This is a genomic window from Massilia aquatica (assembly GCF_011682045.1).
In the GTDB taxonomy this organism is placed as follows: domain Bacteria; phylum Pseudomonadota; class Gammaproteobacteria; order Burkholderiales; family Burkholderiaceae_D; genus Telluria_A; species Telluria_A aquatica.
The window spans coordinates 1-14637 of record NZ_VVIW01000016.1 but is presented as its reverse complement, the minus strand read 5'-3'; the positions used below and the strand labels follow the sequence as shown (position 1 = coordinate 14637).

Here is a 14637-nt window from a genome sequence, read left to right as displayed (position 1 = left end):
ACAACTGCAACCAGAGTGACGATGGGGGCCCGACCTGAGGAGTGTTGACGGCGTACGCCGTCACACCACTGCGCAAGCCAGCTGACAAGCACGGAGAGAACAAACATCGAACACCAGTAATTTTTTCATGAAATTCTCCGATCCGCAGCACGCAAGTGCCGATCTATCTGGTGCGTTCATACGCACGTTATTTACGACAGCTTGGCTTTTTCAACCATGCGGACAAATTCGGGATTTTCCAGCCGAAAAATATATTTCCGGCCATCTGTACTTGTGGCAATCACCTCATTATGGTCAATCTCTGCTGATTCGAATGGATTTGAGGAGGTCAAAAAAGCCAGCCAGATCAGAGCGCCCGTCGATAAACGGGCTAGTGACACGAAACCATTTTCTCTGAACAGCATTCGCCGCACCTCAACACCAGATCCAGATGCGGCAAGTCCTTGCGATAAAGCGATGTGAATCCTTCGTTTAAATTGTCGCTGTCATCCATGCCGGGCACCTGTGAAACCGGCATCCACGCTATCGAGTTCGTGCAGCACTTATCAGATATTTTCTGATCATTTGCTTGCAATGAATAGATTCTTCCATCGGCATGCATGATCAGGTCGAAGTGGGGACACTCTTCATTATCCCACAGTCGCCTGGCCAGAATTTCATCTACGTCCATGCCACGCTCATGAAAGGCGGCCATACCGAGCCTCCATATCAATTTTGAACTCGGCAGCCAGTTCTCGCACCTCGGCATGTTCATGTCTTTCGCCAAGAAATATATGGTCTTCAATTAGCTGCGTCGCATTCAAGGCCAGGATAATGTCTCGGGAGTATTGATACACGTAGTATGCATCTTCCGAGCCCGGTCCCAATTTGGAAAAATGTTCAGATACGCAGCCAGGAAGAAGTTCAATCAGGATTGATGGATCAGTATATTTTCTGGCAAAGATGCGGTGAATGATAGTGCGGTCTTCATCGTTGCCGTCCATTGCCAACATGAGTAATTGACGTGAAATTCGCTGCATGAATTTTTCGGAGAAAAAACCATCCCTGATGATACACAAAACCTGCCTTCGTATCTGAGGATCCATGGAATCAATGCCCTTTTCAAGCATGTCTGCATGAGTGCTGCCTCCAAATTGCCGGCTCAGATTGCAGAAATACCGCTGTACGCTATCTTCATATGAACTCAAATATTTTGAGGAAAACAGGTCTTCGCAAACGTCTGTAAACAGCTTATGCCGTGCGGCATTTAAATCTGTTTCGCTTTGATCAAAAAGCAGCAGTGCTTCTTCAAATGCGCTCTTCATTTTGATCATTTCTCCTTGTTGGTGTGTGTGGATGGCGCCGCTGCTGCCAAAACGGTACGATCGGGCCGTGTCCCCGCCGCTATTTTTCCGATGCAGCGTTGCATTGGCTGGCAACGGTGGAGCGCCTTCGCGTCGCGTCTGTCAGTCCATTTTCCTGCTCCAGGCAGGTAATGCCGATTGGGTTGCAACGCAGCCGTCATGACATGTCAGCGCTCCAGATAGTGGCTTCTCAACTCTCCCAGCGATTCTTCCAATAGCCTCCGCCTAAGCTGACCCTTGACCTCAAAAATTCGGCGCGAGTCAATTACTTCCAGTAGCTTTTCAACCATCAACTCATTTTCGTAATCAAACGCCAAACTTTCGTTGTCGCTAAAAATCTCAAAAAAATCGGCATATACGCGATAGGTATGGTCATCCACCGGCTCTGGATCTTTTTCACCCTGGAAAGATTCTGCAATGCTTTCCAGGGGCGAAGAAAGAACCCAGCCCGATAAAACGTTCTGCATATTGAAGATCAAGGACAAGTCCTGGGTGATCCGGACAACCGTTTTCGCAGTGTCGTTTTTTGTGAAGCAATGTAGCTCACGCCGAACCGGGTCGAAGGACCTGCAACTCTGGACAGGAACAGTGAAAAATTCTACATCTGGAGATAGCCTGAGTGAAAAATATCCTTCCTGCGCTTGCGGAATCAAGCCATCAAACTGCGCATTTTCATCAGGCACTCCCAAAATAACTGAATGCAACTGACGGGAATGATCGAATCTGAAAAACTCCGATTCTTCTGTGAACCAAGGTTCACCCCCTATCGTTTCAGAAACAAGCGTAGCGATCGTCCCATTCGCTTGTGTCAGAATTCGGCCGGTTGCAGCAAGCGACCCGTTGGAAGCGACTATTAATTTTGCGTCGCCAAAGGGGGCGACACTGGGAATAAGTTCAATTTGGACATTTGGTGCCAGAAAAAATTTACTCACACGGGCTCCATTCCGTCATCTTTCGCAATAGCCTTGTGGTTAGGCAAATCGGCGCTCTGCTCAATTCTTTCGTTCATCCCCAGGTTCTCTTTTGCGAAGTAATAGACTCTGTCAAAATCGACCTGGATAGAAGTGCAAGCAATAACTACCCTCCGTGATTCGTCTGTCTTAAACACAATCACATTGCAGGGCGTTTCAAGGCTATATTCATTAATCATGCGAAGTGCGTCGCTTTCAGGCAGAACTTCAGTCAATCCATCGGGAGGATCGCTACCCCAAAGCATCGGCCCGCTAAAATACCTGACTCCAGAAAATTCAATTTCGCAATCATGGTAGTAGCAAAAATCCGTACTTGCCTTTAACTTCAATATTTCGTGGTGAAGACTTACAACTTCGAAATCCAACCACAATTCTTGTAAAAACCTCTGGTTGAGAGCGTCAACAACATTATTAAACGCTTCAATCATGCCAATGTCTTTTGTCATTTTCTCCCTCCTGCGAAACGGCGCCGATGTGATGGGTCTGGTAGCCGCTGCGGTAGCAATCGACAGCATAACTTTTCGCGATGTGTCAAGGTATATAGTTGTTTGCCTGTTGCAATTCTATCCGGCCATGCCTGATGTGCGCTTTCGACCCTTCGTCCCCACCGCGACGAACTACATAACCAGCTCCTCGACTTGACGTAATTTGTCCAAGCTCTCGTGTGCCATCCCGTCGAGTAATTGTCGAAAATCGGGATCCCATTCTTCCCGTGATAATTCTGTGTTGACGTACTCAATATCTAGCTCCGGCATATCGTACGCATCTGAAATATCGACCAGCTCACGTTCAAAATCAACGCGTCCTATCTCATCCTTTTGAAGTCGCAAGTAGAGTAAGCCAATTAATAAACGCGGGAAAATGGTCTCCACATTAATACCTGAACTGAACAGCTCTTCCTTGATTGCATTTTCACTGCAAGCCAGCGTTTGACAGAATTCAAGCTGTTCCAGCCAATACTCATGTACCGATAGCTTGCCCATCACGCCAATAGCCCAGCAATTTAAAAAGCCGACATCATGATAATTAGTTTCGATTATGGCTAACAGGGTAGTTAGAAATTCGTTTTTGTTAATATTAATCATAAAGAATCTCCGTGATCGGTCAATCTCTCCCCAGACACACAAACTGTCTGGCGCAAGCCCAAACTCACATTACTTTCAATTTCTTTCGCGTCCGTCTTCTTGCCCCCACCTTTTATGGCAACAAAACCAGTTAAATTTATTTTGGAAACGCACGGCGCATCAGTTCGCTTCTTATGTCTGCACAGTCCTCGTACCACCAATAAGGCACATCCTCGTCGGGCCGTGCATGTTCATGAATGCCGACCAGTCCGAGCAATTCTATGGGATTTTCGGCCTTAAAGATAAACCCATCTTTTTCGGCGAGCCACAAGGCATCATTTGGCCAACAACCGCCTTCATCCAGCTCCCCTTCAATGGAAAGCGCATAACTTTTGCCTCGAATAATCTTCAGGCAGGTGTTCCAGATATTAAAATTGGATGCCAACATCTCGTATCCTCTATTCCCATGTATATAGGCTGGTGGTTTTGACCGTGACCGCCCAGCAAGGCTGAGGCGCTGACAGAAACCCTGCCGATACGAGCTGGGATCCCGTGAAACTCACCCGTCAATGGGCTTCCGATTCGTATCGCACTCCATTCCTATCTATTCGACAACACCATTTTGCAACTTTCGCCCACGGCTCAGGCGCCAAATTCCTCTCGACTTTACCTTCAGCAATGAGGTCGTCGCGCAGCTTATCTGCGTTCCCGTCTTCGCTATAAATTGCAACGTCCATTCCTTCATAAAGCGTAATTACTGCGCCGCTGGAGTCTGTTTTGGTATCGTTTTTCGTCAGTAAAACCAGATCAGGTTCAAGCATTTCATTAAAATCAACACATATGCGTGGAATCTTTTTTAGCATGTAAAATCCCCCGCGCTCTGTTTGAGTGGTACCGGATAGTTGACGGCGCGTGCAAAAGGTTTCTTTGGCTTGCCTTGGGAGTGGGCTGTTGGTTTTTTTCGGGTGCGATGCTTACTTCAAGGTGCCTGAAGTAAATGATGGAGTTCATTACACTCTATTGAGCGATGCCATTTTCAAAGTGGTCGTGTTCCTGGGCGGCCGAGGAAAAATTCTGGATGAACGCCGACGATGTCCGTTGCACTTTCGTCACGCTAAATTGACCATTTTCTTGTGCCCACTCGTACACCGAGATGCCTACAGGATACTTCGTCAATACTCCAGTTAAGGCGTTTTTCGTTATCCAGTCTTGCGCCTCGGCTCGCCCCTCGAACACTGCGGATGGAAACCGTCCCCCGGCCCCATTGAAGACCCACACTTCTTTCATGGTCACTCCTTTATACTGAAGTGCCAGCCTTGCGTGGAATCGCTGGTGATCTGGCTGGCAGGTTGTAGCGCTCGATAAACAACTTTTTCGAAATTGAATTCAATGAACGCTGCAGCGAGAATGATTTTTCGCGTACCTTCTGTGTTGAACGAAATAGCTATGCCATATCCGCGTTCTAACAAAAGTTCGTCACTTAGTGGTAAAACTTCCATGAATCCGCCGGCCGGTCTGCTTCTCCAACGCATAGGCGCATTAAAGTACTCAACTAGAGAAAACACCATTTCGCATTCGTGGAAGTGGTGAATGTCGGAACTAGCTTTGATCTTCAATGTTTCATCTTGGCAACTTATCACCTGAAAATCCAGATAAGGCGTTGTTGAAAATTGTGCATTTACAGCGTCTGCGATGCGCTGAAAATTGTCAGTTAAGTGGGAACAATCTGTCATCTATTTACCTCCGTCATGTCGCGTCTGTTGGGCTACATGTCGTGTTCGGGTTCGCGTGATGGGTTCAGGCGATGCGGTTTTAGAAAGCTTAGGCGCAGACCTGTTCACACTGGTGATTCGTGCTCCATTCGTGGCCCTACAGCAGAGACAGGGGGAATCAGCCCTCTTCAATCCACTTCAGCAAGCCTGCGTTCATCAATTTATCCATGGCCAGCTGAGTATTTTGTATTGCGGTTTTTTTTGATCCGACATCAAGCACGTCGTTATACACTACTGCATAATCTTGCCCAGTGTAAAACGACATTGTCTCTGCGAGATTTCGGTCGGACATGTGCTCGTATAGTATGCACAATACGGCCTTGTACTCATCATCCGGGATTCCTGCGGAATAGGCAGATTTGATCAGAGACACTGTTTTCATCAAGTGTTCCGCTATCTGTTCTTCTTTTTGTTCTGTGATCACAACGCTACCTCCCGTGACATAAAAACTGCCTTCTTGCCGAACCTGTTTGAGTGAAGATGGAACACCGCCCGTGTAGTTGCCGTCGATGTCAAGACACCACAAATCCCCGACATGGAAGAGTTTTACTCCGGATGAGATACGGTGAAGGTCATTTTTCTTCAATTTCGCACATATGTCGAGAACATTTACTATATTTATCTCTACGGTGCGCCACGGATTATTTGTCAAGCTGTGATTGCAAGCACTGAAGACTAATTTGGCACGCATCTTCTCGGCCCGGCTTTCAGAATACGCCAATGAAATCAATGAGCTTCCTATAAAGCTATTGTAGTTCCGAAATATTTCTTTGATGTTATCGGGAATGTTTTTCATTCTGTACTGGGAGATTATGTGAATCGGCTGGTTGACTTCGTCTATCGCATGTAAAGCCGTTCATTTAGGAACTATTCGCCACGTAACTCTTCAGCAGAAACGCGTTTCCCGATGAGATAGTAATCTCCATCCTCTCGGACTTCGGTCAGGGTTACAGGACCGCCAGTCGACGAATAATTCCCATCAACATCAATGCAAATGAGGTCGTCATATTCCAGAATCCTGACGCTAAGTAGTATTGTATTAAGTAGATCGCTTCTGACCTTCATATACATTTCCTCGACCTCGTCCATAGTAATCGCGATTTTTTTCCATTGCTGGTTCTCCTTATTTTTGGCAGGAAATACGATCTTCGCTGAAGTACGTAGGTTCGATCTAAAGACGCATTCACAGGATATTATGGCACCGTCACAAAAATTTCCATATCTTTCAAGGATGCTATGCGTTTTCAATCTGAATGCATTCATTTTTCTTGCCTGAAGAACGTTGATAGTGTGTGCCGTGCTTGAGGCTGTTCCTATCATTTCGGCGACAGCCTGATCCTTCTCTCCACTGAAATCATTTTTGCTCAGCAGTATAATGATTTTTTCGGTACTTCAAGTATCGAGAAAATACTCCTTTAAGTCCTTCTGGGTTGTTTCGAGTGCTTGCCGGCGTATATTCCCACATATTTTGGAAGTTCTTTCGGGACCGATTTCAATCAAGAGCTTTTCAATTACTGTTTCGTAATCGTCGTGCAGCGCGTCTTCATTTTTGCTGACAATATCGAAAAAATCGGCAAAAATCTTGTACGTCTCATCGTCTACTTCAATCGTATCTTTTTCACCCTGAAAAGAAGTCGTGATGTTTTCTAAAGGGTTATAAAAAATCCATCCAGCGAATACGTTGTCGTCATTAAACATCAGCGATAAATTTGCCGTAATCTTAAAGACGGTCTTGGGGGCGATATTATCGGTAAAGCAGTATAACTCCCTTCTGGAAGAATTGAACGATCGGTACACCTGAGGAGTAACAATGAAAAACTTTTCCGCTGTGCAGAGCTTGATGGAAAAATACCCCTCATGAGATTGCTGGATTGCATAATCAAATGGGGCATTTTCTTCAGATATATCCAGTATGATCGAATGTAGCTCACCTGAATCGTAAAACCGGAAAAAATCGGTATTTTCGGTAAACCAGGTTTCGCTTCCGATGCTTTCATCAATAAGGTTGTTGAGAGTTGTATTGGTTTGTCTGATAAACTTGCCAGCTGCAGCGAGCAACCCGCCGGAACTGAATATGAAATTAGTCTCGCTAATTGGTGTTGAGGCAGGAGTGAATTTTATCTCAATGTCCTTCGTTAAGAAAAATCTATTCATTTCATTTGTTTTTTGCCGATGCAGGCAAAATTCCATTATTTGAGGGGAAATTCTCCATCAGTATTTGTTCGAACGACCCCAATAGTCCTGTAAATCCCGAAGCGCTTCTTCCATTAGTCGCCGCCTTGTCGTTCCGGTTATTCTCGATATTCTTTCCGAACTAATTTCACTCAGTAATTTTTCGACTAGCACTTCAAGATCATCATCGTATGTTTCAAGTTCGTTGTCGCTGAAAATTCTGTAATAATCGGAAAACACTTTGTAAGTAGCGTCATCCACCACGCCCGTATCGTTTGCGCCGAGATAGGAATCGGATATATTTTCCAAGGGCTGGTAAAAAATCCATCCGCTTAGAACGTTACTATCATCAAAAATTAACGATAAATTCGATGCGATTCGATAAACGGTTTCAGATGCGGTGGTTCGGGTAAAGCAGTGTAAGGTTCGTCGAACTGGATCGAAGTTTCGATAAATCTGGGGCGGGACGGTAAAACCTTTTTCCTCGGATGTCAATCTGATGGAAAAATATCCGTCCTGAGGTGGAGGAAGGCAGTTTTCGAGCAAGGCGTTCTCTGGCGGTACCTTCAATATCAATGAATGCAGCTCGCCGGAGTGTTGAAACCTGAAAAATCCGAATTGTCGGTGAACCAGGGGTCACTCCCGATGCTTTCCGATAAAAGACTGCGGACGGTTCCGTCACCTTCTGTAAGAATTTTCCCACATGCAACAAGCGAAACACTTGATTCGAACAGAAACTTTGTGTCGCTAGTTGGTCTGGGTACAGGGAAAAGCTTTATTCCAATATTTTCTGCTAAAAGAAGATTCTTCATTGTCTACCTGCGGCCCCCTGAGCGGCATGTGTCCCGTTAATTACATCCGCTTTGCCTCGCTCGCGATTTGGTAGAAGGTCTCGGCTGCGTCATCGTCCAAAGGTTCAATTTCTCGCGCGGTAAGGACGCCGATGATGATTTCTTTTAGCCTGGATCTGTCTGTGATGGTCCCGTTGTCTAATCCGATCAGATACTCGATCTGGCGTAACACCGACAACAGCGCGGTGCTACTTGGGTATTGGGCAAGCAAGGCGCTGCACTTCTGCCGGCCAAGCTCTAAAAGTTGCTCTCTGCTCATGGTGTTGGAACCTCTACAAAAATGCTCTTGTCTTTGACGAAATATTGTATGCCGCCGCCCTGCGTCATGTACGGCTGCGTTGGAACCGTCCAGGTATCAAGGATATCGGCGGCAGTGCTCTGTAAGGCCGGGGTGTTCTTGGTCGGCGTGTAGAGCGTCGGCACACGTCCGGCAGGATTGATGCCGATGGTCTCCGCCGGCGTGCCAATGGTCGTGAAATAGTTACCCATTTTTCCATCCATCGGATACTGCAAATAGTTTTTACCCGCCGTCAATTCGGTCAGTGATACGGGTAGTGTAAAGTCAATTCCCGCCAGGTGGCCGGCAGCGCGATCCGCGGAATAACCGGCGTCTGCATAGAACTTGTAGGCCGTTTCGTAGCGGCTTAGCTGTTGAAATTGCGAGGACGCGCGTGCCGCCTGGCTATCGGCGATATTGCCCAAGACCCGCGCGCGGATCGCTGCCGGATCTGCGGCGGACGCCTTGTTCGCTCCATCACACGCGCATGTTTTCGCCAAGCCAAGCGGATCGACCCACGCGCTCGGATTCGGCGCATATTGGTACGAGTTACTTCCTCCCGCAAGTCCGATCGGATCGAGCGACACATAGCGCCCGCAGTCCGCGTCGTAGTAGCGGAAGCGGTTGTAATTCAAGCCGGTTTCGCTGTCGTGATACTGCCCGAGGAAGCGGATCGGCTGGAACTGTGCAGCGTCATTGGCCGCCTCGGCCTCGACAGCGGCCACACTGTGGCGCGTCGGCGCCGCATGCACGACGCGCAGCACGTTGCCCCACGCCTTGTACTGCGTGGCCCAGACAATCTCGCCTTGCTGGTCGGTCACTTCATTCGGCGTGCCCAGATGATCGGTGTGGATGTAATGGACTTCGCTGCGGCGTTCGCTGTCGCCTTCGCCTGCAAGCGAATCGAGCTGCGCCAGCGGCACGAACGAGTCCGGCTCATAGACATAGGTGCGCTCCCATTTGCCGCGCGCCTCGCACAGCAAGCGATTGCCTTCCCACACAAAGCGCGTCAGGCCAAAGCCATCGCGCTTGATCATCCTGCGCCCGAACGGATCGTAGGCGTACTTGACGGTCTGCACCGTTGGATTCGATTCCTGGGCATTGCGCGTGACCACCGACTTGACCAGCTGATGCGCCGCATTCCATTCCAGCTTCAGGCGCGTGTGCTTGCCGGTCAGTTTTTCGGTCAGGTTGCCGTGCGCGTCGTAGTCATAGCGCTTGTCTTCGAACACGCGCACGCGGTTGCCTTCGACCCGGCCGGCGCTCGCCACCGTCGTATCGAGCAGATTGTGCGCCGGGTCGAACGCGAAGCGCTCCGCCAGGGTCGGCTGTACTGCGCTCATGATGCGGCCGAGCACGTCGTAGCTGTAGGTCTTGCGGCCGTTGCGCTTGTCGTCGACCGCGAGCAGGTTGCCGCTCTCGTCGTACTGGTAACGGCGCGCGATTACGGGCTCGGTGCTGGCGCCCACGCCCAGATGGCCGGCAACCTGCGCCAGCAGCCGTCCGACCGGGTCGTACTGGAACTGGCTGGTCAGCGCACCCTGGGTGCGGCTGGTGGCACGGTGCAGCTGGTCGCGGTCGATATCGGTGATGACCTCGCCGTCGATGTTGATCTGGTGCAGGTGTCCCGAGCCGTAAAACAAGTTGTTCAGCACGCGTCCGTCGGGTAAGACCGTTTTGATCCGGTTGCCCAGCTCGTCATACTCGTGGCGCAGCTCGGTACTGAAGTCGCGCGCTGTGGTCTGCTCACCCACCAGCTGGCCCAGCGCATCGTAGCGCAGGTTCACTTCGGCGTCCGCATTAATGGCCTGGGTCATGCGTCCGACGGCATCGTAGGCGTAACGCAGGCGCAATTGTTCAGCCTGGGTGTCGCCGGTGGCGCGCGAGATCAGCGTTTCGACCAGCTGGCCGCCGCTGTCGCGACTGTAGTGGGTGTCGATGCGCGTGTACTCACTGCGCTCGCCGCTGCCGAGTTCTTCCTTGGCAGTGAGCAGACCGCTGTTGTCGTAACGGTAACGCGTCAGGCGCGCGTCGAAACCGGTTTCTTCGATCAGGCGATCAAATGCGTCGTAGACGAAGCGGTGGGCGTCGCCGTTTTCGTTGATCAGCTCGGCCAGACGGCGGGCATCGTCGTAGCGGTATTCCATCACGCCCCCGCGCGCGTCAATGCGCTTGAGCGGCTGGCCATCGGTGTCGAGCACGTAGCTGGTGCGGTTGCCGAGCGGGTCGATGTGCGCGGTCAGGCGTCCCAGCGGATCGTACTCGTAGCGTTCGGCACCCTGGGCCTGGTCGGCCCCTGCAGGCCGGCCGAGCGGCTCGTAGTTGTAGACGGTGCTGTTGCCGCTGGCGTCGGTGGCGCGCAGCAGGCGGCCCTTGTCGTCGTAGTTGAAGTGGGTCGTGTTATTGGAACAATCGGTATAGCTGATTAGTTGTGCGCCGCGGTTGTAATCGAGCCGCTTGACGCCGCCGGCCGCATCGGTCACCTTGACCGGCAAGCCGTTTGCATCGTACTGGTAGGACGTGCGCTGGCCCAGCGCGTCGGTCACGCTGGCCAGGTTGCCGAACTCGTCGTAGCGCAGGGCAGTGGTGGCGCCGAGCGCGTCAGTGATCAGCGCCGGTTTGTCGACGCGGGTGTCGTAGACGATGCCGGTGCCCTTGCCGTCGCTGTCGATGCGGGTCACGCGGCCGCGCTGGTCGTAGCGGTAGCTCACGCTGCGCCCGCCGGCATCGACGATGGCCAACACGTTGCCGTTGCTGTCGAGATGGCGCGTGGTCACGCCGCCGGCCGCGTCCACCTTGCCGATGAAGCGCTTGCTGGCGTCGAAGCGGTAGCGCTCTTCGCGCCTCAGATTGTCGGTGACGACGGTTTCCTGTGCCAGATAGCGCAGGTTCCACGAGCGGCCATCGTTGACCCAGTTGCGCGTGACCTTGCCGCTGGCGGCGTACTCGTCGTATTCATAGCGCGATACAAGTCCGCCTGGCTGGCTGTGTTCGACCATCACGTGATTGCGATAGACGAACTGGCGCATCACGGCGCCCTTGCCGTTGCTGACCGTGGCCAGGTTGCCGCTGGCATCGTAGTCGTACGAGACCAGCAGTTCCGGGTCGGTATCGATCTCGGGCTCGGCTGGCTGCACGGCAATGCTGCGCAGGCGCGGGTAGCCGCGGTGGTCTTCAAACGCCAGCAGGAAGCTGCGCCCGGCGCTGTCGTCGACCCGCTCGGGCAATTGGCGCAGGTTGTAGGAAATGGTGATGCGGTTGCCGTTGGCGTCGATCTGGCCGACCAGACGCGCGATGTTGCTGGCCGTGTCGGGCAGGGCGAACAGATCGCGTTCTCCGTTCTCGTCAACCAGCTCGAAGCAGCGCGCATCCGTGCGTACCAGGGTAATTTTCTCGGACGGCGAGTACAGCGATTCGCCGATGGCCGGCACCGAGAAGGTGATCTCGCGTGCGAAGGGCGCGAGCACAACAACGCTGTCGACGTTGATTTCGAGGGCAATCGACAGCGGTGTTTCCCAGCCGGAGCCGAGCCAGCCGGCCTGGCGTTGGGCCGAGCTGTAGGTGCGCTGCCAAATCAAGGGCAGCGCTGCCGGCAGGGCGAAGTCCAGGTCCATGGCGTCGGCGAGGAACTTGCTGCCGGTGATAGGGCTGATGGGAGCACCTACAGAGGGTACGCATTTTAGGCACGGTATGTTGGCCTGGCCTTCATTCCGGGCTGCGGCCGGCTTGGGCTTGGGAGCCTCCGCTTGCGCCGGCGCCGGTTTTGGCGCACTCGGCCCCTTGCCCGGCCCTTCGGCCGCCGCCGAGGTTTTGATCCGTAATTTGGGGTGGCTCATCACGATCTGCTCGTTCTTTGCCAGCCAGGTGGCAAATCCCTGTCCTAATTTGCCGCCTGCGATTTTTTTGAGTACGGCGGACGTGAGTTTGCCCGCGTACACCGCCGCGACCGCGCCCAGCAGCCCGATAATCAGGAAGAATTTGCCTTCTGCAAAAGATACCGCCGCCTGATTGATCATTTCGTGGCGTCTTGCGCTCTGGTTAAGCGGCAGCATGCCGGCACGCACCGCTAAAGCGAAGCCGTCGATGATGGGCGAAAACAGCTTCGACACCATGGGAACGAAAGCGACCGCCAGGTCGTGCAAACCCACCAAGGCCATGATCGCCATGGCAATATCGATGCCCACCTGCGCGCCCACGACCGCACCCGGTATCGCGCCGACGCCGCCGGCCAGCGCGCCGAGAGCGCCGCCCACCGCGCCACCCAGCACAGCGCCACCGCCAAGATACATGGCAATTTCTTTGGCGACGCCGATCAGGATCGGCCGCACCATGCTGAAGTCGAGCCCCTCGACCGTCGACGCCAGGCGCGCCAGGACAAGGTGGTTCGAGGTCTCCAGCGCCTGCTCTACCGCCATGATGATGCGGCCTTGCGGAAATTGCTCCGCGACATCCCGCATGCTGGGTAGAGGATACGATTTAGACAATCGTTTCAGGCGTTCATGAAAATCCTCGACCGCCTTCGCGCCACTCGGCAGATAGGTCCGCTCCAAGTCGTTCAGGACTCTGCCAAATTGCGGAAAATCTAGAGAGAGGTCAACATTGAACATGGAGAGGATCTTTCTGCGGGTGTAACGGAAATCAGCGGGGTTGATACTGGGAATGCAATCTTGTGCGTCCACCATTTTATACGATATTGAACTGGGGACTTAAAAAACGGATTGTCGGTGGACGACCGTTTTCTGGTCCAGGTAGCGATGGTTCCACGCGTGGCCGTCGTTGCCGCAGGTGCGCGTGATTTTGCCGCTGGTGGCGTATCCGTTGTATTCATGGCGCGGTGCCAGTGCGCTTGGCTGGCTGTGTTCGACCATGACAGAGTGCCCTTGCCGTTGCTGACCATGTCTAGCGTGCCGCTTGCATCGTCGTCGTACGAGACCAGCAGCCTGGGATCAGGGCCTATATCGGGCTCGCCCGGCCACGTGGCAATGCTGCGCAGGCGCGGATAGCCTTGAAGGTCTTCAAACGTCAGCAAGAATTTACAACCGGCGTTGTCTTCGAGCGGTTCAGCCAGCCGGCGCTGGTCGTAGGCCATCTGGTCCGGTAGTCGTTGGCATCGGCCTGTCCGAACAAGCGCGTAATGTGGGTAGCCGTGTGGGGTAGGGCGGACAGGTCGCGCGTTCTTTTGTCGTCAACCAATTCGACGCAGCAGTCGTGCGTGCGCGCGAATGTGGTTCTCGTACGACGAGTAAAACTATTCTCCGATGCCCGGCAGCGACTAATTAATCTCGCCTGAAAAGCATCGAATGTTCACTCTAAGGGGACACGGGCCTCCATAATGACAATATTCCAAGATTCGCGACACCTATGCCAAATTGTCAGCTATCAATTGCTCCCTTTATTAAGGGATAAATCATTTCCTCGATTTTTTCGTCCGAGTAGACTTGCCCACCGAGGTAGTACGCTCCTGATAGCTCCCGCACCTGTACGAGGGATAAATTAAATGCCTCCATAAGATAGCTCATGGCTGTAAAAGAGTTAAATGCGCCAGGGGAGACAGAAGTTCGAATCTCTTCTAAAAGGGAGCAAACATCGCTGCCTTTTAGCGCGGCAATCCTTAATGACTCTACAATTAACAAGCGATCACTCATCTTTATTTCCCTACTCATCTGGAAATAAGGTTTCCAATTTGGAATAATTTCGTGGCTTGAAAGCATTCAAGCCGGTAGTTTGTAGGTGCCGACCCGCGCGGCTCTGTTTGGGCGATTAAAGCTCTACAACATTCATTTCTGCAAGAGCCTTGCCAAGAGGTAGAGACAATTCGGCGTCAATAACTGCCCACTCGTTGAGATCAAGTTTTCGCAGCAAGTCAAGCAACTTTTCAGTGCCATTGAAATGCATGACATACCAAATTATGTCATCGTCAAATCCATTTTCCTGATCACCTTGCTCTAACAGGTTTCTGATTTCTTTTGAGCTTTTTCCTTGGTAATCGTCTATTTCTGGGTGCGGGCTAATAAGCTGTGCATCCAGCATTGCGCAAATGAGTAAGAGTACGCTTTCACGCCATGCTGTGGTCAAGTAATTTCGGACACCACGATAGGTTCGCGTACTGCCATTTTCCGTTCGTAGACGGCGGGCGACAGATTGCCCAATGCTGAATTGATGCGTTTGCAGTTGTAGAAGCCGACGA

At 51.8% G+C, this 14637-nt stretch carries 19 protein-coding genes; all 19 read right to left on the bottom strand.

Annotated features, from left to right (window positions below; all coding sequences use genetic code 11):
- Positions 1-191: 191 nt before the first annotated feature.
- On the bottom strand, positions 192-380 hold the full coding sequence (locus tag F1609_RS22805) for a hypothetical protein (RefSeq protein ID WP_167078960.1): 189 nt from the start codon (positions 378-380) through the stop codon (positions 192-194).
- Positions 371-694, bottom strand: coding sequence for a hypothetical protein (locus F1609_RS22800; RefSeq protein ID WP_167078959.1), 324 nt, complete (start codon positions 692-694; stop codon positions 371-373). Before F1609_RS22800 ends, F1609_RS22805 begins: the two co-directional genes overlap by 10 nt.
- A complete protein-coding gene (locus F1609_RS22795; RefSeq protein ID WP_167078958.1) occupies positions 678-1418 on the bottom strand; it encodes a hypothetical protein in 741 nt (246 codons plus the stop codon). The genes F1609_RS22800 and F1609_RS22795 overlap by 17 nt, the downstream gene beginning before the upstream one ends.
- Before the next feature lie 92 nt (positions 1419-1510).
- Positions 1511-2275 (bottom strand): hypothetical protein, encoded by a 765-nt coding sequence (locus tag F1609_RS22790; protein ID WP_167078957.1) that lies wholly within the window; start codon positions 2273-2275, stop codon positions 1511-1513.
- Positions 2272-2760 carry a hypothetical protein gene (locus F1609_RS22785; RefSeq protein WP_167078956.1) on the bottom strand — a complete coding sequence of 163 codons (489 nt, stop codon included), beginning with the start codon at positions 2758-2760 and terminating at the stop codon, positions 2272-2274. The genes F1609_RS22790 and F1609_RS22785 overlap by 4 nt, the downstream gene beginning before the upstream one ends.
- Before the next feature lie 171 nt (positions 2761-2931).
- Complete coding sequence (locus F1609_RS22780) at positions 2932-3399, bottom strand: hypothetical protein (RefSeq protein ID WP_167078955.1); 468 nt, start codon at positions 3397-3399, stop codon at positions 2932-2934.
- Between the two features lie 136 nt (positions 3400-3535).
- Complete coding sequence (locus F1609_RS22775) at positions 3536-3826, bottom strand: hypothetical protein (protein ID WP_167078954.1); 291 nt, start codon at positions 3824-3826, stop codon at positions 3536-3538.
- A gap of 118 nt (positions 3827-3944) precedes the next feature.
- Entirely contained in the window at positions 3945-4241 is a 297-nt protein-coding gene (locus F1609_RS22770; protein WP_167078953.1) for a hypothetical protein, read from the bottom strand.
- A 154-nt stretch (positions 4242-4395) separates the two neighbouring features.
- Complete coding sequence (locus tag F1609_RS22765) at positions 4396-4665, bottom strand: DUF7710 domain-containing protein (RefSeq protein WP_167078952.1); 270 nt, start codon at positions 4663-4665, stop codon at positions 4396-4398.
- Between the two features lie 2 nt (positions 4666-4667).
- Positions 4668-5111 (bottom strand): hypothetical protein, encoded by a 444-nt coding sequence (locus tag F1609_RS22760; protein WP_167078951.1) that lies wholly within the window; start codon positions 5109-5111, stop codon positions 4668-4670.
- 157 nt (positions 5112-5268) lie between these two features.
- On the bottom strand, positions 5269-5946 hold the full coding sequence (locus F1609_RS22755) for a hypothetical protein (RefSeq protein WP_167078950.1): 678 nt from the start codon (positions 5944-5946) through the stop codon (positions 5269-5271).
- A gap of 71 nt (positions 5947-6017) precedes the next feature.
- Entirely contained in the window at positions 6018-6413 is a 396-nt protein-coding gene (locus tag F1609_RS22750) for a hypothetical protein (RefSeq protein WP_167078949.1), read from the bottom strand.
- Between the two features lie 129 nt (positions 6414-6542).
- Entirely contained in the window at positions 6543-7304 is a 762-nt protein-coding gene (locus tag F1609_RS22745) for a hypothetical protein (RefSeq protein WP_167078948.1), read from the bottom strand.
- 57 nt (positions 7305-7361) lie between these two features.
- Positions 7362-7868 carry a hypothetical protein gene (locus tag F1609_RS22740; protein WP_167078947.1) on the bottom strand — a complete coding sequence of 169 codons (507 nt, stop codon included), beginning with the start codon at positions 7866-7868 and terminating at the stop codon, positions 7362-7364.
- A gap of 306 nt (positions 7869-8174) precedes the next feature.
- The gene (locus tag F1609_RS22735) at positions 8175-8432 is read right to left on the bottom strand and encodes an immunity protein Tsi6 family protein (protein ID WP_167078946.1); all 258 of its coding nucleotides are present in this window, start codon (positions 8430-8432) and stop codon (positions 8175-8177) included.
- Positions 8429-12865, bottom strand: coding sequence for a DUF6861 domain-containing protein (locus F1609_RS22730; RefSeq protein WP_167078945.1), 4437 nt, complete (start codon positions 12863-12865; stop codon positions 8429-8431). The genes F1609_RS22735 and F1609_RS22730 overlap by 4 nt, the downstream gene beginning before the upstream one ends.
- A 167-nt stretch (positions 12866-13032) precedes the next feature.
- The gene (locus tag F1609_RS22725; RefSeq protein WP_167078944.1) at positions 13033-13539 is read right to left on the bottom strand and encodes a hypothetical protein; all 507 of its coding nucleotides are present in this window, start codon (positions 13537-13539) and stop codon (positions 13033-13035) included.
- Between the two features lie 283 nt (positions 13540-13822).
- Positions 13823-14095, bottom strand: a complete 273-nt coding sequence (locus F1609_RS22720) for a hypothetical protein (RefSeq protein ID WP_167078943.1) — start codon at positions 14093-14095, stop codon at positions 13823-13825.
- A 115-nt stretch (positions 14096-14210) separates the two neighbouring features.
- Positions 14211-14637: hypothetical protein (locus tag F1609_RS22715; RefSeq protein ID WP_206752971.1), on the bottom strand; the 427-nt coding region annotated here is incomplete at its 5' end.

Bases quoted from the DNA above. Each gene is read 5' to 3' on its own strand.
- F1609_RS22735 (WP_167078946.1), bottom strand. From the start codon at position 8,432: ATGAGCAGAGAGCAACTTTTAGAGCTTGGCCGGCAGAAGTGCAGCGCC.
- F1609_RS22785 (WP_167078956.1), bottom strand. From the start codon at position 2,760: ATGACAAAAGACATTGGCATGATTGAAGCGTTTAATAATGTTGTTGAC.
- F1609_RS22750 (WP_167078949.1), bottom strand. From the start codon at position 6,413: ATGAATGCATTCAGATTGAAAACGCATAGCATCCTTGAAAGATATGGA.
- F1609_RS22765 (WP_167078952.1), bottom strand. From the start codon at position 4,665: ATGAAAGAAGTGTGGGTCTTCAATGGGGCCGGGGGACGGTTTCCATCC.
- F1609_RS22745 (WP_167078948.1), bottom strand. From the start codon at position 7,304: ATGAATAGATTTTTCTTAACGAAGGACATTGAGATAAAATTCACTCCT.
- F1609_RS22780 (WP_167078955.1), bottom strand. From the start codon at position 3,399: ATGATTAATATTAACAAAAACGAATTTCTAACTACCCTGTTAGCCATA.
- F1609_RS22770 (WP_167078953.1), bottom strand. From the start codon at position 4,241: ATGCTAAAAAAGATTCCACGCATATGTGTTGATTTTAATGAAATGCTT.
- F1609_RS22775 (WP_167078954.1), bottom strand. From the start codon at position 3,826: ATGTTGGCATCCAATTTTAATATCTGGAACACCTGCCTGAAGATTATT.
- F1609_RS22725 (WP_167078944.1), bottom strand. From the start codon at position 13,539: ATGGCCTACGACCAGCGCCGGCTGGCTGAACCGCTCGAAGACAACGCC.
- F1609_RS22800 (WP_167078959.1), bottom strand. From the start codon at position 694: ATGGCCGCCTTTCATGAGCGTGGCATGGACGTAGATGAAATTCTGGCC.
- F1609_RS22760 (WP_167078951.1), bottom strand. From the start codon at position 5,111: ATGACAGATTGTTCCCACTTAACTGACAATTTTCAGCGCATCGCAGAC.
- F1609_RS22755 (WP_167078950.1), bottom strand. From the start codon at position 5,946: ATGAAAAACATTCCCGATAACATCAAAGAAATATTTCGGAACTACAAT.
- F1609_RS22720 (WP_167078943.1), bottom strand. From the start codon at position 14,095: ATGAGTGATCGCTTGTTAATTGTAGAGTCATTAAGGATTGCCGCGCTA.
- F1609_RS22730 (WP_167078945.1), bottom strand. From the start codon at position 12,865: ATGGCGGTAGAGCAGGCGCTGGAGACCTCGAACCACCTTGTCCTGGCG.